Here is a 21108-nt window from a genome sequence, read left to right on the forward strand (position 1 = left end):
AATTACTTCATTCAATTGAGTTGCGCTATAGTGAGACCACAACTTGTAGGGTGGGCAGTGCCCTAAACTTATGTTCTGATCATCAGGTTTTACGAATCACTGCCCGCCCTACTTCCATAATTTTTGTTCGCGTACTGTTCAAAGCGTCACGTAAACCCAATCCCCATTGCCCTCATCCGCTTCATTTTCCATGAGCCTTGGATGGACAAGCCTCCACTTCGGTCTCACTCGTAAAACCCTCGACAAGGATGGACAACCCTTGTATTTTTGCGGCTTCCTATCAACTAGTTTGATTCAAATTTTTTGGTAAGGGCGCAAAAATACATCCAGATCTCGGGTTTTACGAGTAGACCGAAGTGGAGGCTTGTCCATCCAAGGCTCATGGAAAATGAAGCGGATGAGGGGCAATGGGGATTAGGAATTGGGGATTGGGTTTACATAAGTCCTTTGGACACGCTGCGCGAACGAAAAATTATGGAAGTAGGGTGGGCAGTGATTCGTAAAACCTGATGATCAGAACATAAGTTTAGGGCACTGCCCACCCTACAAGTTGTGGTCTAAGTATATAGCGCAACTCAATTGAATGAAGTAATTATCTGTGTCCATCTGTGTCCATCTGTGGTTCATTATTTCTTTGGTCTACCTTACCCAATTGCAAACCGCTATATTATGGAGAAGAAAAAGTTTGGAACAGTCGTCTGTGGAGTGAGGTCATTGAAGAATGCTGAGTCATGAACTAGATTTGTTATCGCTTGGGATTCACGTTAGACTCAAAACTCAAGACTGGAGCTTTGCTTTGTTTCAATCTTGAGTTTATGACGCAGTACTTATTATAGTTACTCAGCACTTCAATACTCAGGACTCCCTATATGTTAGCTGGTAAAACCTTGCAGGGTGGCAAATATAGCTTAGACCGGGAAATAGGTCGAGGCGGCTTTGGTATTACATTCAAAGCAACTCACCACTTCTTGAATCATATAGTGGTGATTAAAACTCTCAATGAAAAGCTGCGGCAGCATCCTGATTTTGTCAAGTTCTCGCGCCAATTCCAGGATGAGGCGAGACGATTGGCGACTTGTATCCACCCAAATATTGTCCGGGTGAGCGACTTTTTTATCGAAGATGGGTTGCCCTACATGGTCATGGAATATATTCCGGGTGAAACTTTGGCAGAAGCATTTGTCTTACCAGGGATGCCTTTACCAGAAGTGACAGCAATTCATTACATCCGCCAAATTGGAGCCGCCTTGCAGGTGGTGCATCAAAATGGGTTGCTGCACCGGGATGTGAAACCAGACAACATCATCCTCCGCCAAGGAACTGCTGAGGTGGTGCTGATTGATTTTGGCATCGCACGCGAATTTAATAATGGCGTCAGACAAACTCACACAGGTATTGTTTCTGAGGGCTATTCGCCAATGGAACAGTATTTGTCACAAGCAACCCGCACTCCTGCAACTGATATTTATGGTTTGGCTGCGACACTTTATGCACTGTTGACAGCACAAGTGCCGATACCAGCACTGCTACGCGATCGCGAACAAATGCCAACTCCGCGTGAGTTACAACCCTACTTAAGTGCTGCTGTCAATCAAGCCATCATGCGTGGTATGGCAATTGAGGCTCGCTTTCGTCCACAGACAGTGGCAGAATGGTTGGTGCTGTTACCGGGCAATAGAGATGCTACACAGCAACCAGTATTAACACAAACAGTGCCAACTGTCAATTTATCTGTCGATCCATACCCAGATTTGCCAGCGCCTGTGGCGGCTCTGAGCAAAACGTCAACCCCATCACCTTTGGGGAATGTCAATTTCAATTTCAATAAAGTTGTCAACAAACTCTCGTCACCCAAAGTATTTATTGCCACAGGTGTAGCTCTTGTGGCTGCTACAGCAGGTTTTGCTGTCACAAGTATAGTTACCAAAACTCAGCCACGCTCATTTCCACAACCTGTTGTAGAAAAGCGTGGTGCTAACGAGGAAACACCTAAAATAAACATTACACCATTGCCTTCAAGTCAAGAGAGTAACACTGCCCAGAAAGAAAATAATGCTTCGTCGCCAGTTGAATCTGCACCCACCTCTACACGGCGTAGGCGTATCCGTCGTGCTTCAACTGAAGAATCTCCCAATCGCAATGTAACAGAAGAACCATCTCAAACCTACTCCAGAAAATCCCGTTCTCGCCGATATCAACAAGAATCCCAGGAACCTTCTCCTTCCCCTAGCAGTGATTCCTCGTCGCGATTAGTTGAGCGACTACGCGCAATCCGCGAATCTCGCAGAACTTCCTCTTCACCATCTTCAGTAAATAACCCACCCTCTTCTCGTGACGCTTCTGAGTCGTCGCCCCCACCTAGGCAATCGAATAATTCTCCTGTTGTTATACCAGCACAGCCATCTACTGCGGAATCAAAGCAGTCTGATTCTCCTGCTGTAGTCGTTCCTACAGTAGAACAAGTGAAGCAAAATTCATCATCGGCTGAAACTCAAACCGAACTGCAACCCCGCAAGGAAGATAAGGAGCTGCAAAACCCACAAACTGATAACAATTAGTTCATAGTTGATCATCAAAACTGGAAATTCCAGAGTTTTTTTTTCTACTAACTATTGATAATAGACTAATTGTGTGGTTATAGAGTGTGTTCTACCTGATGTACTAGCGATCGCCAAACCTCGTATCCTTCTGTGCTCAGATGCAATCCATCTGTGGTCAATTCTTGGCGCAAGTTACCTTCAAAATCTGTAAATGAATCATAAAGATTCAAATAATCAGCTCCTTCTTGTCTTGCGATCAGGGCGAGTTGATCATTGAGATGACGAATACGAGTATTGGGGATTGCGGACAAACGAGTTGGCAGAATCGATTGGATAAAAATTATGGTTTTTGGATGAGTTTGTCGCAACTTGCGGACAATCTGGCGGTGATTGCCTAAAATGATTTCGTCTGTCGTACCCTTCCGCAAGTCGTTAATTCCAGCCATGATATAAATGACATCTGGTTTGGTTTGAGCAAAAACAGACAACCTTTTTAAAATACCATTGGAAGTCTCTCCAGAGATTCCCTGATTGAGCCACAATTTACCTACAGGCAACTTTTCTCTAGGAAACCATAAACTTAAAGAATCACCCACTAGGATTCCCAAACGATTGTCACCTTGACTTTGAGCCATTGCTTTGGCTTCCATAGCCAATAAGTTTTTCCAATCCTCATATGTCAGTTGAGTGTTCTTCGTAGATATCAACGATGACTTAATGCTGTCTTCTGGTAAGCTTGGATAAATTTGACCCGCTTTCAGCGCCGCTAACCTTTCGTAGTAAAGTTGCTTTCCAGATATAATTCGCCGAGAAACGAGTTGAGTTTTTGGGCTAAGTCCCGATTCTACTGGCTTTGGCAACCAAGAGTCACTAAATTCTGGTAGAGAAATTTCTGCAGTAGAGAATATTTTTCCACCAACATTTGGCTTTAAATCGTCTTTTAAATTCCAAATGGTTCCGCTATTTCCTAAGTTGGCATTAGGCAGATGTGGAAGAGCTGATGTTGGTATTACCAATCCTGTTAACAAGCCTGCTGCCAACAGATAAAGGTCCCTCATCTTGATATCTCTCCTCGACGTACTGCTTTTTTCTCTTAACAGCATTTATTAGTTGAATTCAGGAAAATTTTTAAATAGTTATCTCATTATTTTTATTTATGTATCTATTTCTGTAAAGCTTGGCGACATTGCATTTATAATCTCTTCAAGGTTTTTGCATATTGCTTATAGCAATTTTCATTACACCTTTTGCGTAAGTAGATTCCATAAGTAGATTCCATCTGTGCCCATCTGTGTAGCCTACGGCACGGCTTACGCCTACATCTGTGGTTAATTATTCTTTTTTTTGACTTTTGCAAAAAGTCTATTGTTGTCAAAAACGACTCGCGTCACCTCATGTGGAACGACATCCAAGAAGCAGGTTGTTGTGTATGAATTGATACAAATTTTACTTTGCCGTCAAGGCGATTGGCTCCGCCACTGCCCAAGGGGCGATCGCGCAAAACAAAACCTGTGATATTTCAGGAATCTTCAAATCGGTAACGACTACCGATAATATAATCCTCATTAATTTCAAACGAAATCCATCGGCGTTGTAAAACTTCTGCAACAAAACCCGTTGTGTTGGAACCTGCGAATGGATCTAAAACAATATCACCTTCATCAGTCAAAAAATTGATGAAGAATTGTGCAAAACCTTGAGGAAAACGTGCAGGATGTGGTTTAATTCCTGCAGCTTTACAGCGACGCAAGTAAGCACTATTGGATTCTGTATTCGCGATTTCTAATAAATTTGGTGGAATAGCGCCTTGATTATCCTTCTGAAATTTGTCAGAAATATCGTGACCACTAGGACGGATTTTTGCTTTATAGCCATTTTTAAGTAATTGCTTCATACTTTGGCTATATGGCTTTAAAACTTTTCTATTGTCGGCTTTGGGGTGAGGCGTTTTAGACAACCACCAAACCACATTTACTGAATCTTTAACACGAATCCGCCTAATTGTTACCCATTCAGCAGGTGTTGGGAGTCGTGCTGGATTATAGTGATAAAATTCTTGAGCGAGAAAAAAGCCGACTTCCTTACATAACCTCACTAAAAGCTCATATTGGTAGATACTTCGTACAGGATAACCAGGAAGATACGCTCCACCTAAATCTAAAATAAATGAGCCATTTTCTGCTAGAACTCTTTTAAATTCGTAAGCAAAAGGTAGAAACCATTCTATATATTTTTCTTCACTTTCGTTACCGTATTCTTTTTGGCGGGTGAGTGCAAATGGGGGTGAAGTGATGATTAAGTTAATGCTGTTATCTTCGACAAATTCAAGTAGTTTTAGGCTATCACCTAAATATACAGAGCCATTTTTTTGAGAATAGTAAGGCGTAAAATTTAGTATTTTTTGTCTTTGTTGTTCTATCAAAACTTATAATTAGGTGAAAATTTAATTATAAAAATAACAGCGTCATGTCAGTGGACATTAAATAGGTTCTCCATCTTCAAGAGTATATAAGTCTGGTTCATAATATAGAAAATTAAATGCTTTACCATACTGTGCAAGTTGCATTAAGTCGCGGGTTGATGGATATGAGCTATCAAAAAATACCTTTTCTTCTAAGAGAAAGCGTTCTTCTTCCGAAAGAGATAAGATAACTTGCACCAGTGATTCAACAAGTTTAGTATTCATATGTGGCACACTCTGGGAATTATGCTTATGCGTTCTTGCCAGTTTGTTATTGTTCTGATCACTTACAACATAGGCTTATTGTAGGCGATCGCTCTGCTGGCTTACCTGATAAATTACTTTGTAAATAACTTCTATCAAACATCACCACTTTTTATATGGTAAAAATTTGCCTGACAAGATTACTTTGACGCGATCGCCTTTAGGGTCTTCTTCTTTTTCAATGTCCAAAGTAAAATCAATTGCACTCATAATACCGTCGCCAAACTTTTCGTGAATGACCGCTTTCATTGGCATTCCATAAACTTGCATTATCTCGTAGAAACGATAAATGAGTGGATCCGTTGGGACAACTGGACCAATACCTTTCACCGGATATTCAGTCAATTCTTTAACATAACTCGCATCCAGCCCTAATGCTTCAACTAATAACTTCGCCTCTTCCTCTGAAGCACTAGCTTGACGGTAAATCACAGATGCAATCCACACTTCGTCACGTCCCAGAATCTTTTCCAAATCGGCAAAGGTTAGTCCCTTATCTTTTTTCGCAGTCAAAAACTTTTGAGTCACTTCAGGGATGGACACTGGAAAACTCCTGCAGTTGAATGTTAGTTCTTTTGTAGAAAAAGTTTATCGCTTTTTCACAACTTATTGTCTCATAAGCTTGCTTTGAAAACATGAAAATACCTAGGACATACCGAATCAATACTAAACGCTGTATTCTCAGATGCATTTCTGAGCAAGATATTCCATATGTTTTCTCGGCTACACGGTTTGAGGAATTTAACGATGGGATGCTTTGGGAACCACCACAATCAATCGAAGAACTGAAAGAACCTTTTAAAAAAAGCCTTCAAGCTTGGGATGCTGGTTTAGCTTATACATTTACCATTGAATGTGCCAACACCACTGCATTCCTTGGCAGAATTTCCATTAGAAAACACAAAGCAGAAGGCGTTTGGAGTCTTGGGTTTTGGACACACCCAGAGTATCAACGTCAGGGTTACATGACAGAGCCTGCCAAAGCAATTATCGAGTTTGGCTTCACGGTTTTGGATGCTGATCGATTGAAGCTTGCCATGCTTTATGGAATACGGGTAGCGAGAAAGTGTTAACCAGGATTGGAATGAAGTTCGTTTGCTATATCCCGCAGGGTTTTCAGAAGCATGGCAAGTGGGTGGAGGAAAATCTATTGGCGATTGAAACAGAAGATTGGAAGAGTTCAAAGAAAATTTAAAGTAAGTTTTTAAGATTATAGGTCACTTATATAATAAAGGCGGGCAAGATGCCCACCCCACAAGAGATTTGTTTAGAATGATTGATTTGGTTCAGGTACTTGCCAGAAAAAAGGATACTCTTCTGGAGTGCTGACAGACCAGCTTTGACAGGGTTTTGTGTTATGTATTCCCAAGTATTTTGGAACTCTTGGGCATTTCTAATAATGTGATCATATCGCTCATCTTGCCAGACTATGCCTATATGTTTCATAACCAGAGAAACTTGTTTAGCACTATAACTTTTGATGCTATGCATAATACTAGTGAGTGACCAAAACTCTTTTTCAAACTTGAGCCAAGGCTGAATTAACATATGCACATGGTCTGTCATTACAACAAAGGTAAAAATTTTATATCTTTTATTATTAAAAAATAGGCAAGCATTAAAAACGGCTTGTCTAGCTTCTGGATTCAGTTGTAACTTTTCCCAAGTATTAAAAGTGATGAAATAAACTGCCCCATTGAACTCCCAATGAGGCAAGCTTCTTTGGGTAATTTTTAACTTTGGCTCTTGCATTTGTCACACAAAGCTTATTTCTTATTTCTCTTGTGGGGTGGGCATCTTGCCCGCCCTTTCTTTATTTTTCCCATCTCAACAAGAAAAATTTCATATAGTGCCATCTTGCCTGCCCAAAATTAGGACGGGCGAGACGCCCGTCCCACAAGAAAAGTCCTACAAGAAAACAAGAAAAGCCCTACAAGAAAAGTCCCACAAGATAAGTAGTGTGACAAAAAATCCCCCACCTTGCGGCAGGGGATTTTATTTACTTACCTACAGCTACTTATTCAGTCAACTCATTAACCGAATTTACCAGCAGTAGAGGCAATGAGGAAAGCGGCGTAGGTGAGGACGTAGCCAACTGTAAAGTGAACTAGACCTGTCAACCAACCTTGAACGATGGACAGAGCAACGGGCTTGTCTTTCCAACGAACTAAGTTCGCCAAAGGAGTGCGCTCGTGTGCCCAGACCAGAGTTTCAATCAACTCTTGCCAGTAACCTCTCCAGGAGATCAGGAACATGAAACCAGTTGCCCAAACAAGGTGTCCGAAGAGGAACATCCAAGCCCAAACAGACAGGTTATTCGTGCCGTAGGGGTTATACCCGTTGATCAACTGAGCAGAGTTAGCCCACAGGTAATCGCGCAGCCAGCCCATGAGGTATGTAGAAGACTCGTTGAACTGAGCTACGTTGCCTTGCCAAATACCTAGGTGCTTCCAGTGCCAGTAGAAGGTGACCCAACCAACGGTGTTGAGTGCCCAGAATATGGCGAGGAAGAACGACTGTTCCCAAGCGGAAGTTTGGCAAGTACCGCCACGACCTGGACCGTCGCAAGGGAAGGTGAAACCGAAATCCTTCTTGTCAGGCATCAGCTTAGTACCACGGGCATCCAACGCACCCTTAACACAAATGAGCACAGTTGTGTGTATAGCCAGGGCGAAGGCGTGGTGTACTAAGAAGTCACCAGGACCAATGGTCAAGAACAGGGAGTTGGTGCCATTGTTGATAGCGTCTACCCAACCGGGTAACCAAGGAGCGCCAGCCAAGGAAGCAGCGCTGTCAGGATTGGACAGTAGGGTGTTTAAACCGTACAGAACCTTACCGTGAGAAGCTTGAATGAACTGTGCAAACACAGGCTCAATCAGGATTTGCTTTTCGGGTGTACCGAAGGCAACAACTACGTCGTTGTGAACGTACAGACCCAAGGTGTGGAAGCCCAAGAACAGGGATACCCAGCTCAAGTGCGAGATAATCGCTTCTTTGTGCTTCAGTACGCGGTCGAGTACGTTGCCCTTGTTTTGATCTGGGTCGTAGTCACGTACCCAGAAAATTGCAGCGTGGGCAAAAGCACCGACCATGAAGAACACAGCGAGGTACTGGTGGTGGGTGTACAGAGCTGCCTGAGTTGTATAGTCCTTAGCCATGAAGGCGTAGGGAGGCAGGGCGTACATATGCTGCGCCACCAAGGAAAGAGCGGTACCTAGTGCTGCCAGGTGTATGGACAACTGGAAGTGTAGGGAGTTGTTATATGTGTCGTACAGTCCTTGGTGAGGCAGGTTGAACTGACCTTCTGTTTGCACGCCAAAGAAATTCTTGGCGTTCAGCATTTCTTTGATGCTGTGACCGATACCGAAGTTGGTACGGTACTGGTGACCGGCGATGATGAAGATAACCGCGATCGCCAGGTGGTGGTGAGCCATATCGGTCAGCCACAGGGACTCAGTCTGAGGATGGAAGCCACCCAAGAATGTCAGAATTGCAGTCCCTGCACCTTGGGATGTACCAAACACATGATTCGCAGTGTCGGCGTTAGCAGCGTAAACACCCCAGTTACCTGTAAAGAATGGTCCCAATCCTTCTGGGTGGGGTAGGGTGGTCAGGAAATTATCCCAACCTACGTGCTGTCCGCGAGATTCGGGGATAGCAACGTGAATCAAGTGACCAGCCCAAGCCAAAGAACTTACACCGAACAAACCAGCCAAGTGGTGGTTCAAGCGAGGTTCAGCACTCTTAAACCAAGCCAAGCTAGGACGGTACTTGGGTTGCAAGTGTAACCAACCAGCAAACAGGAACACTGCTGCCAAGATGAGGAGGAACACTGAACCTTGGTACAGGTCGTTGTTCGTCCGCATACCGATGGTGTACCACCAGTGGTAAACACCAGAGTAAGCAATGTTAACTGGATAGTTAGCGCCGCCTTGAGTAAAAGCTTCTACTGCGGCTTTACCGAAGTGAGGGTCCCAAATCGCGTGGGCGATTGGGCGAATATGAAGAGGATCTTTAATCCACTGTTCAAAGTTGCCTTGCCAAGCTACATGGAACAGGAGGCTGGATGCCCACAGGAAGATGATTGCCACATGACCGAAGTGAGTCGCGAAAATCCTTTGGTAAAGATTTTCTTCTGTCATGCCATCGTGACTTTCAAAATCATTTCCCGTAGCCATCGCATACCAAATCCGACGCGTAGTCGGATCCTGTGCGAGATCCTGGCTAAATTTTGGAAATTTTGTTGCCATAGGTTCGATAAATCCTCTGACCTTCAGCCATCAGGTTCTTATAGTTCTGAGTTCTGAGTTCTGAGTTCTGAGCTTTTATTCAGCACTCAAAACTCAAAACTCATGAATCGTAAAGCTGATTTTTAGCCCAGTGAAATGATTCGTGCGTGGAAGAACGCCCAGGTGGTGACAATTCCTCCCAAGAGGTAGTGAGCCACTCCAACAGCCCGACCTTGAATGATGCTAAGAGCACGGGGCTGAATTGAAGGTGCTACTTTCAGTTTATTATGTGCCCAAACAATTGACTCAATCAGTTCTTGCCAGTAGCCGCGACCGCTGAACAGGAACATTAAGCTGAATGCCCAGACAAAGTGAGCGCCCAAGAACAGTAGACCATAAGCTGACAGCGCACTACCGTAGGAGTTAATCACTTGTACAGCTTGTGCCCACAAGAAGTCACGCAACCAACCGTTGATTGTGATGGCACTTTGGGCAAAGTTACCACCCGTGATGTGGGTCACAACACCATCTGCGTCTACAGTTCCCCAGACATCTGATTGCATCTTCCAGCTAAAGTGGAAAATTGCAATTGAAATGGTGTTGTACATCCAGAATAAACCGAGGAACACGTGGTCCCAACCAGATACTTGACAGGTACCGCCACGACCAGGACCATCGCAGGGGAACCGGAAGCCCAGGTTCATCTTGTCTGGAACCAGACGAGAAGAGCGAGCAAACAGGAATCCCTTGAGTAGAATCAGCACGGTAACATGAATTTGGAATGCGTGGATATGGTGGATCAAGAAGTCCGCCGTACCCAGAGCAATCGGCATCATTGCTACTTTACCGCCTACTGCGAGGATACCACCGCCGAAGGCATAGCTAACTGGTTCTAGTGCATTGGGCGCTGTTGCACCAGGAGCGACCGTGTGTAGGTTTTGCACCCACTGGGCAAACACTGGCTGCAGCTGAATTGCCGTATCAGAGAACGTATCTTGGGGACGACCCAAAGCACGCATCGTGTCGTTGTGTACGTACAGTCCAAAGCTATGGAACCCAAGGAACATACATACCCAGTTCAGGTGAGAGATGATTGCATCTCTGTGACGCAGCACCCGCTCCAGAACGTTGTTCTGGTTCACAACTGGATCGTAATCCCGCACCATGAAGATGGAAGCGTGAGCACCTGCACCAACGATCAGGAATGCCCCGATCCACATATGGTGAGTAAAAATACACAGTTGGGTGGCGTAGTCTGTTGCCAAGTACGGATACGGAGGCATCGCGTACATATGGTGCGCCACGATGATGGTCAGCGAACCCAGCATTGCTAAGTTAACTGCCAACTGAGCGTGCCAAGATGTGGTGAGGTTTTCGTAGAGACCTTTGTGACCGTCACCAGTGAAGGGACCTTTGTGGTTTTCCAGAATCTCTTTGATGCTGTGACCGATACCCCAGTTGGTACGGTACTGGTGACCAGCAATGATGAACAGGACGGCGATCGCCAAGTGGTGATGAGCAATATCCGTCATCCACAAGCCGCCTGTGACTGGGTTCAGACCGCCCTTGAAGGTAAGGAAGTCCGCATACTGACCCCAGTTCAACGTCCAGAATGGCGTTAAACCATTGGCAAAGCTCGGGAAAAGCTCGGTGATCAAGTCACGATTCAAAATGAATTCGTGAGGTAATGGCACATCTTTGATGGCTACTCCCGCATCCAGCAGCTTGTTAATCGGCGCGGATACGTGAATTAAGTGACCTGTCCATCCCAAGGAACCCAAGCCCAATAGTCCAGCCAAGTGGTGATTGAGCATCGATTCCACGTTCTGGAACCATTCCAGCTTAGGAGCACGCTTATGGTAGTGGAACCAGCCTGCAAACAGGAATAAGCCTGCTAACACCAACCCGCCAATTGCTGTGACGTAGAGCTGGAACGAGTTCGTGATACCCCAACCACGCCATATGTAGAAAAAGCCGGAGGTAATTTGAATACCGTGGAATCCACCACCAACATCGGCGTTTAAAATTTGTTGACCAACAATTGGCCAAACAACCTGAGCGCTGGGCTTTATGTTGAGGGGGTCGCTCAGCCAAGCTTCATAGTTGGAAAAACGAGCGCCGTGGAATATCATCCCGCTCAGCCAAATCGTCACTACGGCTAAATGTCCGAAGTGTGCCGAAAATATCTTGCGGGAGATGTCTTCTAAATCGCTTGTATGTGTATCAAAATCATGGGCGAGTGCGTGAAGGTTCCAAATCCAGGTTGTGGTTTTCGGACCTTTGGCTAAGCTTCTGTCGAAATGTCCGGGTTTTGACCACAGTTCAAATGACGTTGGAACCGGATCATTATCGACTATGACTCTTGCCTTTTTTTCCTCTCGCTCCGGAGGACTAATTGTCATTCGACCTCCCCTCTTAACAGGATTGAGAAATCATGAGTACCACATAGTGCCTTCATGGCTTTAGTCAAGCTTTATCGCTTCCTCCAGAAATATACTTTGCTGGAGCCGCGACGAAGACCGTCTGTGGATATTGCTTTCTGTTGAATTATAAGGGCTTATCTCCTACATAGTTAGACAGATGTTAACAATAATTCAAAATCGTTGAATTAACTGCCTAATCTACTTTTGAGTTTTAAAACGCTGGCGAAAAAGTCAATAGTTTATTCATTTATTTTACAAACTGCAACAATTTGCAAAATTGATATTGTTACCACAAAAAGCTATTTTTTCGGTTTTCACTGCTTTTGCTTAATATCACTTAATATATGTATCAAACAAATTTTTCACATAGCAGATAATTAAGCTTTTATGAAATTGGTTCGCAAAGTTTTGTAACAAATATGAGTTTTAAAAAGCGATCGCTGACATAAGTCATGGCAAAATCACATTTTTCGGAAATATCCAGGTCATTTGTCCGGACATAACATTGCTGTGCTTGTACCGGGTGGTGTATCTAACCGAGAAGCGCTATAGTGACCAGTGGACAGTTTGAGCCAAAATTATTACAAGTTTTAGGAGTATGACTGGGTGGAAAGCATGAACTTGTGGCGGAAGACCGCAATGGCTATCCTCAGGTTGCTAATGGTATCGGTGCTGGTGTTAACTTTGAGCAGCTGTGGAGAGAAAGCCGTTAGCCAAGAACCGTATGACGACAGCTTGCCTTCAAAAGCTCAACTTTCAAAGCAAATCTCAGAAGTTTCCCCACCAGCAACAATCCAAGAACTGCGCCAAGCCTTGGAAGTTTATCAGCCTCAAGTAACACTAGTGACTCCTAAACAGGATGAAATCCTGCAAGAAAACACAGTCACCGTTCGCTTTCAGGTCAAAGACCTACCTATATTTAAAGATCCAGAACTCGATCTTGGTCCTCACTTACACGTTATTGTTGATAACGAACCTTATATAGCCGTATACGACCTGAATCAACCCCTGGTTTTGCCAGACTTGTCCCCAGGTACGCATACACTACGTGTCTTTGCCTCGCGTCCTTGGCATGAAAGCTTTAAGAATGAAGGCGCTTACGCCCAGTCAACATTTCACATCTTCACTAAAACCGATGACAACAACCCCGATCCAACCAAGCCACTGTTAACATACAGTCGTCCTAAAGGCAGCTATGGTGCAGAACCAATTTTACTGGACTTTTACCTAACTAACGCCCCATTGCATCTCGTCGCTCAAGACAACCCCAATGACGAGATAGCAGATTGGCGCATTCGCTGCACAATTAATGGTGAAAGCTTTGTTTTAGATCGTTGGCAAGCCGTTTACCTTAAAGGCTTTAAACCAGGTAACAATTGGGTAAAACTTGAGTTTCTCGACGAACAGGGAAATCCTGTCAAGAATGTCTTCAACAGTACAGTGAGACTTATTACCTATGAACCCAACGGAAAAGACACTTTATCTAAGATTATTAGAGGGGAACTGTCAGCAGATCAGGTTGGCAGCATAGTAGACCCGAATTATACCGCCAAAATACCAACTGTCGAACCAACTCCTATCCCAACTTCAACGCCCAAGGTTGAAGAAACACCTGAAAGACAACCTAAGGAAGAAAAGCAACCCGTTCCTAAAACTGAACCTACACCTACCTCAACCTTAACGCCCACCGTTGAACAAACAACACCTGAAATACAACCTGAAGGTGAAAAACAACCCGTTCCTGAAACTGAATCTCAGTCAGCGCCTGAAATACAGCCAGAGAAACCAAAATCAGGTGGCTTTTTCAATAGATCCCAGCGTCGAACAGGCAAGGCAGCTACTCCACAAACAACTGAACCAACTCCTGCCTTACCTCCCACGTTGCCAGAAGTTATTGTGACTCCGCAACCAGAAACCACAGTGGAACCACAGCCAGAGGTGACACCCCAAGCTGAAGCAACGCCTGTACCAGAAAAAGTTGCTCCTCTAGAAGAAAAACGGGGATTGCGTGGCTATTTCAATCGTCGCGCTCTTAAGAGACTAACGCCACAAACAACTGAACCAACTCCTGGCTTACCTCCCACTTTGCCAGAGGTTATTGAGTCCCCTGCACCAGAATCAGTTGCACCTCAAGGAGAAACCACGGCAGAACCCAAACCACAGCTAACGCCAGAAGCTGAAACAACCTTACCTCAAAAAATCGCCCCCGAGCCAGAAAAACCAGAATTGACACGGTATTTCAGCCCCCGTCAATACCCAGGTGCTGCACCATCTCATACCTTGCCGCAAACTGCACCAGATGTGATTGAACCTCCATCAGTTCTTGAAACATTAGAAAACGCAACCACGCCCGAACAGCAAAGCGAGGAAACCAACGACCAAGATGACTAATCTTGGCTAGTCCCCGAAAATACTTAACTGTAAACCTTGAGATAAAGCTTCAACAAAGGCGATCGCCCCCATAGAATTACCAATACTATCCAAGGCAGGACTGTAAGGTGCGATCGCCCCTTGATTTGGCACTATGGCTAGCAGTGCGCCACTGATACCAGATTTCATCGGCAAACCAATCCGTAAAGCATACTGGGAAGAAGCTGCGTACAGCCCACAGGTTAACATCAGCGAGTTGACAATACGGCGATGCTGCGGCAAAATCAATTCACTTTCACAAGCCAAAAGCAAACCCAGACGCGCTAAGTCTTCCACTCGTCCAGAAAGACAGCATATTTCCTCATAAGTGTCAAGAGCTATTTCAGGATTCTTTACGGATTTTGCTTCGGCTAGGTATTGGGTAATAGCTCGGTTAGCTTGGGAACCTGTGGAACGCACGGAAGCAAGCATCTCCTCATCCAAGCTTAGTTGACAAAGAGCAAGTTTGTTTAACCATTGACAAAATTGCTCTAGGCGATAGCTAGCGTTTTTTCCTGGTAACTTATCTGCAAGAGTTATTGCGCCACTGTTAATCATAGGATTGCGGGGTCGTCCATGATCAGCTATCAGTTGCTCTAAGGAATTGAAAGGAGCATCTGATGGTTCAACCCCAACCCACTGAAAAACCGTCTCTGCTCCAAATTGTTCTAGTAGATACAGTAGCGAAAACGGCTTTATCGCGCTCATCAGGGGAAATACACAACTTGTATCGCCGTGGCTGTAAGTTTGCCCTGAACGACAGCAGATGTAAACCGCAAACCAATCGGGATTAGCTAATGCCAATTTGGGAATACGGTTAGCAACTTGTCCTTGATGTGCCAAGACTTTGGCTTGTTGCGCCCAAGCTGATAACTTGGTAGTAGTTAGCCTTTCCAATCCAACCATAGAAGTTTATAAATAATCTAAAACAGTAGTTTTTGAATTTTGAATTTTGAATTTTGAATTGTCTATGACTCCCCGCGTTAGAGCGCCAGAACTTCCACAAAATAACCCTTGGTTCAATACCGAAAAACCACTGTCTCTTCAACAACTTAAGGGCAGAGTTGTGATTTTGGACTTGGACATACTGTTCTATCAATTGCTTGCACATCCTGCCAACGCTGAAATATCTCGAACAAAAATATAAAGATAGCCTTACAGTTATCGGCGTACATAGTGCCAAATTTGACAATGAAAAAGAAACCGAATATCTCCGTCAAGCAATTATAACGCGACGATATCGAACATCCAGTTTTAGTTGATAGTGGTTTTAGAGTTTGGGAAGAGTATACTGTACGTGCTTGGCCTACTTTAATGGTGATAGATCCACAGGGTTATGTAGTTGGCTATGTTTCTGGTGAAGGCGATCGCCATGTTTTAGACGAACTGATTCAAAAGCTGATTAACCAACACCAAGAAAAAGGTACCATCAATTTCCAAGAACTCAGCCTTACCTTGGAGAAACAGCGAAAACCATTAATCACACCTTTAGCTTTTCCTGGTAAAGTCTTGGCGACACAAGCAGGTTTGTTCATTGCTGATTCTGGACATCACCGCATTGTCATGAGTCGCTTTAATGGGGAAATCATACATTTAATTGGAACTGGACAATCTGGATTAACTGATGGTTCCTTTGACGAAGCGCAGTTTTTCGCACCTCAAGGAATGGCATTTGATGAAGAAAATCAAATTTTATACGTTGCGGATACAGAAAATCATGCTCTGCGGCGAGTTGATTTGAAACGCCAAGTCGTCGAAACCATTGCAGGAACAGGTGAACAAAGCCGTAATATCCGTCCTCACAGTGGTGCTGCAAGAGAAACAATGCTAAATTCTCCTTGGGATTTACACCTGTGTGGAAATAGCTTGTTTATTGCGATGGCTGGTCCTCATCAAATTTGGGAAATGGATCTAGAAACTAGGATTGTAAGAACCTATGCTGGTACAGGAGCAGAAGCTTGTGTAGATGGGGAACTTAGCGAGTCTGCTTTTGCCCAGCCTAGTGGTATCACCACTGATGGACAAGAATTATACATTGCCGACAGTGAAGTTAGCTCAATTCGCGGTGTGGGACTGATTGAACCGCGACAAGTAAGAACCGTTTGCGGTAGCGGTAGTTTGTTTGGCTTTGGTGACGTTGATGGACAAGGTTCCGATGTGAGGTTACAGCATTGCTTGGGGGTAGAATATGCCCAGAATAACCTATGGATAGCAGATACTTACAACCACAAAATTAAACTTGTTAACCCCCACACTGGCAATTGTCAAACAGTCTTAGGTGATGGTTCCGTTGGTTTGCAAGACGGACAAGGTAAAAATACCCGATTTTCTGAACCTTCCGGACTGAGTATAATCGGTTCTCATTTATTTATTGCTGATACAAATAACCACGCTATCCGCCGCGTAGATTTGGATACTTTAACAGTGACAACACTTCAATTTCCAAATTTGTGCGCCCCAGATGTATGTATTCCACATACATAAGTCATAACTTCGTAGTGAGGACTTTAGTCCTTCTTACAAACAAGTTTTTTTATGGGTGATTTTACGAACATCATATAGCAATTTTATTTGATTTGTGAAAATTGAAGACACAGATCCCCGACTTCTCTAAGAAGTCGGGGATCTTGTTTTTTTACAAATAATTTCGGATTGCTATATATCTGATTATCCGCGTGCATCCAATACGGTTCGGATAAGATCCCCCCGCCTAACGGCGACCCCCTTTTTAAGGCAGGGCTGTTTCATTCCACAAGGGCAAGAAGTTTGTCAATATCATGAGAGAGAAATAAGCGTCGCAGTTGTGATAGAACTATGACCATTTCGACGGAGTATATTGAGAGCGAGCCTCCTGAGGAGGAGCTTCGCTAACGCTCTGACAATTGAAAGATTGGCTGGGGCGTTACCCAAGCGAATGGTGGAATCATCTTCATCAAGAACTACATCTTTGACCCAATGGAGGCAATTTTCGATACTCCAATGACCGCGAATACCACATGCAAAATCTTGTGCGCTACTTTTCAGGCTACTGATATAACAAACTACCTCATGGTATTGTTTCCTACCGCGTGTCCCAACTCGTTCAACTCGAATTAAAGATTTAATTCCAGTCCATCCTGAGTCTATTCCATTCAAATCATGAAAAACTTCTACAGTACGTGTTGTCAGTCTATCCCTAGTTTTTTCAGTGGCTATGTAACGACTGGTTGGCGATCGCAGTGCCGCAATGCGTTGAATATGACGATGTAGTTTTGGTTGATTGTCTTTAACAGCAATTACATAATCGTTAGCGCTGTCAATGATTAACTGGCAAGTTTTTTTTGGCAATGCAAAGAATCTAGGCTAAATACAGCATCTTTGATATCCAAAGCGACAATTAAATTTTGCACAGTTAAGATTTCGCTTTCTGACTTGTTCTCAAGCTTTGACTAGCCCAAAACCAGTCCTCTTTTCCTGGTAAATACTGAAACTATACTGACAAAATTCTGACAGGCTCTTTCGTAGGAACGTGACTGTTCCTTTAATACTTTTTCCATCAATGCTACACCACTCTGATTCCTCTAAATCAACGTAATTTTCTGCCCACTGATTAAATATTTTTACCAGTTTGTTAAAGTCTACTCCCATCACTACACGTCGTATCGTTGAATACGAAGGTACACCATGTTTTTGGATTTCAAACGTCTGGATCAATATTCGACGATGCCGTTTCACGAAATCCCCCCATGCACGATACCCAGTATATCCACTCATGGTGCCCATGATTACAAACAGCAACACCAACCACATTGGATGCCTTCGACCATCAGTTGTTCTGAAATCTTCCACAAGCTGCAGTTGTTCAATTAGAGAAGCACCCATGATTTTTTCTCCCCACAACACTTGCAATTTTACCTGTTTTAGGGAATGAAACAGCCCTGCCTTTTTAAGGGGGGGTTGGGGGGATCTTCGCGCGATAAACAAGCTAACCGAACCCTATTGCGCGTGCATCCGCATTTATCTGCGGTTTGAGTGTTACTTTGATAACTTTCGATAAAGTCATAAATAAAGTCAGAAGTTTATAGCGTTTCTCTTATCAATATTTTCACTGACTTGATGTCAGCAAATTGGCAGAATATGCTATGAAGTAAGGTTAAATTATGAAGTGGATGTAACTCAATCAATGACTGAAACTGGCATTAATATGAATGAAAAATTTACACCACTAGAATGTGATGATGATGTCATACTCCTGGAAAAAGATTCTTTTAAAGTCAGTAGATTAAAAGAATTGATAGAGGAAGAAATTAGAAAGAAATTGCAGCAGCATATTTATGAATACACAAGTTTGTATCCTGGCGTTTCCATGGTGGAATTTTTAAGTAAATTATCTATTGGTCAAAAAAAGATAAATTTGAAGGAAATTCAACACAATTATGTGACAGATTGTCAGCTTCTAAAAGTTGGTGGTCATTACTGGCAGAAAGGAAAGCTGAGAATTCAGATATGTACATCATCAGTCACTCCTTATCAAAATAAACTCTATTTAGAATTTTGTCCTGATGAACCTGTTGAGCATGACTTTATTCTCGATGAAATTTGTAAAATTGTCCAATCTGATAAATAATGAATAGGGTGGGTATTGCCCACCTTAGAAAAGTGTATAAAAAAAAATCTCAATGAACACCATCTTACATATCACCCAACATGAACAATGGGAACAAGCAAAACTCGTCAAAACGTATCGCGGTGATACCCTCGACTCTGAAGGCTTTATCCACTGTTCCACTCCAACACAAATCATCAAAGTTGCAAATACCTTCTTTCACAATCAAAAGGGATTAGTACTTCTTTATATCGACTCTGACAAAGTGAAACCTGAAATTCGCTATGAAGGAGTTGAGGACAAAGAACTATTTCCTCACATTTATGGTGCTTTGAATCTTGATGCAGTCTTTAAGGTCATTGATTTTGAACACGGTGAAGATGGCTTGTTTGAATTTCCTTATGAAATATAATAAATACTACGAGATAACGGCTCCCGCCGTCAACTTGAAGTATGTCGAAAACGTAGCTCTCAGAGTTGCTTTGCAGCAGAATTAAGTGGAGCGATCAGAACACAAGAAAATTAAAAAATAACTCTTAAGGTAAATGTGAAAATCGGATATCTGTTGTAACTTAAACAAAGTTTGAGCTAGCTAGTAGAGATAAGTATCAACAATTGAATGCTAAAAGTTACCCGCTCTCGGCTACAGCAATATAGCGTTGCTGGACTCTGTGTTGGTGTGGCGCTAGTACTTATGCTGGCGCTAATTATTGGCTTGCCATGACTTAAAACCCCTTTTCTGCGTTTTTTGGGGCGGTGATGGTAAGTGCATGGTACAAGGGCTTGAGAGCGGGGCTAGTGTCTACCTTCCTGTCTGTTCTGATTAGCGACTATTTCTTTATACAGCCAATTTATTCGCTGGTGCTCGATCTGCCCAACACTATCAGGCTCGTGCTGTTCGCACTTCAGGGAATCCTCTTTAGTGTGCTATGTGAGGCGCTACGTACTGCCAAGCGACGGGCTGAAGTGAGCTTAGAAAAGCTACAAGCGGCTGAAGTACGGTATCGTTACATTGTGGAGACGGCGGGTGAGGGTATCTGGTTATTTGATGCCCAGTTGCGTACGGAGTATGTTAATCCGCAATTGGCGCAAATGTTGGGCTATAGCGTGGAGGAAATGCTGCAGCGTCCGATTTTCGACTTCATGGATCAAGTAGCTCAGAGTAAAGCACAGCGGTACATAGCCCGATTGAAGCAGGGAATGAGACAGCGATTCGACTTTCAGTTTCGGTGTCGGGATGGCTCTAATCTATGGACGCTGGTTTCAACCACTCCAATTTTGGCTGAATCGGGAGAATTTCAAGGCGGACTCGCTATGGCGAGCAACCTGAGTGAGCGCAAGCAGATTGAAGAGTCGCTACAACTCAGAGAAGAACAGTTGCGGTTGTTTGTGGAGCATGCGCCAGCAGCTATTGCTATGCTTGACAACCAGATGCGATATATTCTTGTGAGTCAACGATGGCTGACAGATTTTCAGTTGCAGAACCAAAACATTATCGATCGCTCTCATTACGAAGTCTTTCCCGAAATTCCTGACTCTTGGCGAGAAATTCATGCTTCGTGTTTGGCTGGAGAGGTTCGCAAATGCGAAAAAGAACTATTCCCGCGTGCGAATGGCTCAATAGATTGGGTGAAATGGGAAATCCATCCTTGGCGGAACCGTGCTGATGAAATTGGTGGCATCATTATTTTTACAGAGGTGATCACAGAGCGTGTACAGGCAGAAAAAGCTCTGCAATCGGCTAACAACCGCATCAGGAAGATTCTGGAAAGCATCGCAGAAGCGTTTGTTGCCTTTGATCGTGAGTGGCGCTACACCTACGTGAATCAAGAAGCCGCACGGCTTTTGCAAAAACCACCGGAAGAACTGCTTGGCAAGCAGGTATGGAATGTTTATCCGGAATTAATCGGCAATACTTTTTATCAAGAAGCTCATCGAGCGATCGCCCAACAAGTTCCCATTGAGTTGGAGGAGTTCAGCGAGGTATTACACTGCTGGCTGGAAATTAGGGCGTATCCCAGCGCTGAAGGGCTTGCAGTTTACTTTCGCGATGTGACTGAACGCAAACGGGGACAGTCAGCACTCGAGCAAAGCGAAGCTAAGTTTAGACGCTTGTTTGAATCCAATCTCGTGGGAGTTGCTTTTTGGAATGCAGAAGGCTTCATCACCGATGCCAACGATGCCTACCTGCGTCTTG

The 21108-nt window shown here is 43.8% G+C and carries 17 protein-coding genes and 2 pseudogenes; 9 read left to right on the forward strand and 10 right to left on the reverse strand.

Annotated features, from left to right (window positions below; translation table 11 throughout):
* Positions 1-381: 381 nt before the first annotated feature.
* A complete protein-coding gene (locus V5G28_RS04735; RefSeq protein WP_332986912.1) occupies positions 382-510 on the forward strand; it encodes a hypothetical protein in 129 nt (42 codons plus the stop codon).
* Between the two features lie 359 nt (positions 511-869).
* The gene (locus tag V5G28_RS04740; protein WP_332986913.1) at positions 870-2558 is read left to right on the forward strand and encodes a serine/threonine-protein kinase; all 1689 of its coding nucleotides are present in this window, start codon (positions 870-872) and stop codon (positions 2556-2558) included.
* A gap of 77 nt (positions 2559-2635) precedes the next feature.
* Here V5G28_RS04740 and V5G28_RS04745 read toward each other — a convergent pair whose 3' ends face one another.
* Positions 2636-3598, reverse strand: a complete 963-nt coding sequence (locus tag V5G28_RS04745) for a GDSL-type esterase/lipase family protein (protein ID WP_096568368.1) — start codon at positions 3596-3598, stop codon at positions 2636-2638.
* A 286-nt stretch (positions 3599-3884) separates the two neighbouring features.
* On the opposite strand from V5G28_RS04745, the gene V5G28_RS04750 reads away from it, so the two are divergent.
* Positions 3885-4055 (forward strand): hypothetical protein, encoded by a 171-nt coding sequence (locus tag V5G28_RS04750; RefSeq protein ID WP_336229785.1) that lies wholly within the window; start codon positions 3885-3887, stop codon positions 4053-4055.
* Between the two features lie 4 nt (positions 4056-4059).
* Here V5G28_RS04750 and V5G28_RS04755 read toward each other — a convergent pair whose 3' ends face one another.
* From V5G28_RS04755 to cynS, 3 genes are all read right to left on the reverse strand, one after another.
* Entirely contained in the window at positions 4060-4962 is a 903-nt protein-coding gene (locus V5G28_RS04755) for a DNA-methyltransferase (protein WP_332986916.1), read from the reverse strand.
* Between the two features lie 57 nt (positions 4963-5019).
* Positions 5020-5226 carry a hypothetical protein gene (locus tag V5G28_RS04760; RefSeq protein ID WP_332986917.1) on the reverse strand — a complete coding sequence of 69 codons (207 nt, stop codon included), beginning with the start codon at positions 5224-5226 and terminating at the stop codon, positions 5020-5022.
* Positions 5227-5367: 141 nt separating this feature from the next.
* Complete coding sequence (gene cynS, locus V5G28_RS04765) at positions 5368-5808, reverse strand: cyanase (protein ID WP_332986918.1); 441 nt, start codon at positions 5806-5808, stop codon at positions 5368-5370.
* Between the two features lie 92 nt (positions 5809-5900).
* Here cynS and V5G28_RS04770 point away from each other — a divergent pair, with 92 nt between their 5' ends.
* The gene (locus tag V5G28_RS04770) at positions 5901-6338 is read left to right on the forward strand and encodes a GNAT family N-acetyltransferase (protein ID WP_336229786.1); all 438 of its coding nucleotides are present in this window, start codon (positions 5901-5903) and stop codon (positions 6336-6338) included.
* 194 nt (positions 6339-6532) lie between these two features.
* On the opposite strand, the pseudogene V5G28_RS04775 reads toward V5G28_RS04770, so the two are convergent.
* The 3 genes and pseudogenes from V5G28_RS04775 to psaA all read right to left on the reverse strand — a co-directional run bounded on the left by V5G28_RS04775 (position 6533) and on the right by psaA (position 11896).
* Positions 6533-7017, reverse strand: a pseudogene (locus V5G28_RS04775) (REP-associated tyrosine transposase).
* A gap of 281 nt (positions 7018-7298) precedes the next feature.
* The gene (psaB, locus tag V5G28_RS04780; protein ID WP_332986923.1) at positions 7299-9515 is read right to left on the reverse strand and encodes a photosystem I core protein PsaB; all 2217 of its coding nucleotides are present in this window, start codon (positions 9513-9515) and stop codon (positions 7299-7301) included.
* A 122-nt stretch (positions 9516-9637) separates the two neighbouring features.
* A complete protein-coding gene (gene psaA / locus V5G28_RS04785) occupies positions 9638-11896 on the reverse strand; it encodes a photosystem I core protein PsaA (RefSeq protein WP_096568396.1) in 2259 nt (752 codons plus the stop codon).
* A 636-nt stretch (positions 11897-12532) separates the two neighbouring features.
* On the opposite strand from psaA, the gene V5G28_RS04790 reads away from it, so the two are divergent.
* Positions 12533-14308, forward strand: coding sequence for a hypothetical protein (locus V5G28_RS04790; protein ID WP_442994219.1), 1776 nt, complete (start codon positions 12533-12535; stop codon positions 14306-14308).
* A gap of 6 nt (positions 14309-14314) precedes the next feature.
* Here the strand turns inward: V5G28_RS04790 and glsA are convergent, their stop codons facing one another.
* Complete coding sequence (gene glsA / locus V5G28_RS04795; RefSeq protein WP_332986925.1) at positions 14315-15232, reverse strand: glutaminase A; 918 nt, start codon at positions 15230-15232, stop codon at positions 14315-14317.
* Between the two features lie 64 nt (positions 15233-15296).
* Between glsA and V5G28_RS04800 the strand changes: the two are divergent.
* Positions 15297-16810 (forward strand): annotated as a pseudogene (locus V5G28_RS04800) (thioredoxin-like domain-containing protein).
* A 291-nt stretch (positions 16811-17101) separates the two neighbouring features.
* Here V5G28_RS04800 and V5G28_RS04805 read toward each other — a convergent pair.
* Both V5G28_RS04805 and V5G28_RS04810 read right to left on the reverse strand, forming a co-directional pair.
* Entirely contained in the window at positions 17102-17653 is a 552-nt protein-coding gene (locus tag V5G28_RS04805; RefSeq protein WP_332986926.1) for an ISAs1 family transposase, read from the reverse strand.
* Positions 17654-17743: 90 nt separating this feature from the next.
* Positions 17744-18187, reverse strand: a complete 444-nt coding sequence (locus tag V5G28_RS04810; protein ID WP_332986927.1) for a transposase family protein — start codon at positions 18185-18187, stop codon at positions 17744-17746.
* Between the two features lie 301 nt (positions 18188-18488).
* On the opposite strand from V5G28_RS04810, the gene V5G28_RS04815 reads away from it, so the two are divergent.
* From V5G28_RS04815 to V5G28_RS04825, 3 genes are all read left to right on the forward strand, one after another.
* Complete coding sequence (locus V5G28_RS04815) at positions 18489-18932, forward strand: KGK domain-containing protein (protein ID WP_332986928.1); 444 nt, start codon at positions 18489-18491, stop codon at positions 18930-18932.
* A gap of 52 nt (positions 18933-18984) precedes the next feature.
* A complete protein-coding gene (locus tag V5G28_RS04820) occupies positions 18985-19323 on the forward strand; it encodes a DUF952 domain-containing protein (protein ID WP_332986930.1) in 339 nt (112 codons plus the stop codon).
* 347 nt (positions 19324-19670) lie between these two features.
* On the forward strand, positions 19671-21108 hold a 1438-nt coding region (locus tag V5G28_RS04825), incomplete at its 3' end, for a PAS domain S-box protein (protein ID WP_336229788.1).

Source organism: Scytonema sp. PRP1, from assembly GCF_036697665.2.
Classification (GTDB): domain Bacteria; phylum Cyanobacteriota; class Cyanobacteriia; order Cyanobacteriales; family Nostocaceae; genus Kalymmatonema; species Kalymmatonema gypsitolerans.

What these genes read in the sequence shown, in the direction of transcription:
- psaA (WP_096568396.1), bottom strand. Translation starts at nt 11,896, where the DNA reads ATGACAATTAGTCCTCCGGAGCGAGAGGAAAAAAAGGCAAGAGTCATA.
- V5G28_RS04810 (WP_332986927.1), bottom strand. Translation starts at nt 18,187, where the DNA reads ATGGGTGCTTCTCTAATTGAACAACTGCAGCTTGTGGAAGATTTCAGA.
- psaB (WP_332986923.1), bottom strand. Translation starts at nt 9,515, where the DNA reads ATGGCAACAAAATTTCCAAAATTTAGCCAGGATCTCGCACAGGATCCG.
- V5G28_RS04740 (WP_332986913.1), top strand. Translation starts at nt 870, where the DNA reads ATGTTAGCTGGTAAAACCTTGCAGGGTGGCAAATATAGCTTAGACCGG.
- V5G28_RS04745 (WP_096568368.1), bottom strand. Translation starts at nt 3,598, where the DNA reads ATGAGGGACCTTTATCTGTTGGCAGCAGGCTTGTTAACAGGATTGGTA.
- V5G28_RS04815 (WP_332986928.1), top strand. Translation starts at nt 18,489, where the DNA reads ATGACTGAAACTGGCATTAATATGAATGAAAAATTTACACCACTAGAA.
- glsA (WP_332986925.1), bottom strand. Translation starts at nt 15,232, where the DNA reads ATGGTTGGATTGGAAAGGCTAACTACTACCAAGTTATCAGCTTGGGCG.
- V5G28_RS04790 (WP_442994219.1), top strand. Translation starts at nt 12,533, where the DNA reads ATGAACTTGTGGCGGAAGACCGCAATGGCTATCCTCAGGTTGCTAATG.
- V5G28_RS04820 (WP_332986930.1), top strand. Translation starts at nt 18,985, where the DNA reads ATGAACACCATCTTACATATCACCCAACATGAACAATGGGAACAAGCA.
- V5G28_RS04760 (WP_332986917.1), bottom strand. Translation starts at nt 5,226, where the DNA reads ATGAATACTAAACTTGTTGAATCACTGGTGCAAGTTATCTTATCTCTT.
- V5G28_RS04770 (WP_336229786.1), top strand. Translation starts at nt 5,901, where the DNA reads ATGAAAATACCTAGGACATACCGAATCAATACTAAACGCTGTATTCTC.
- V5G28_RS04735 (WP_332986912.1), top strand. Translation starts at nt 382, where the DNA reads ATGGAAAATGAAGCGGATGAGGGGCAATGGGGATTAGGAATTGGGGAT.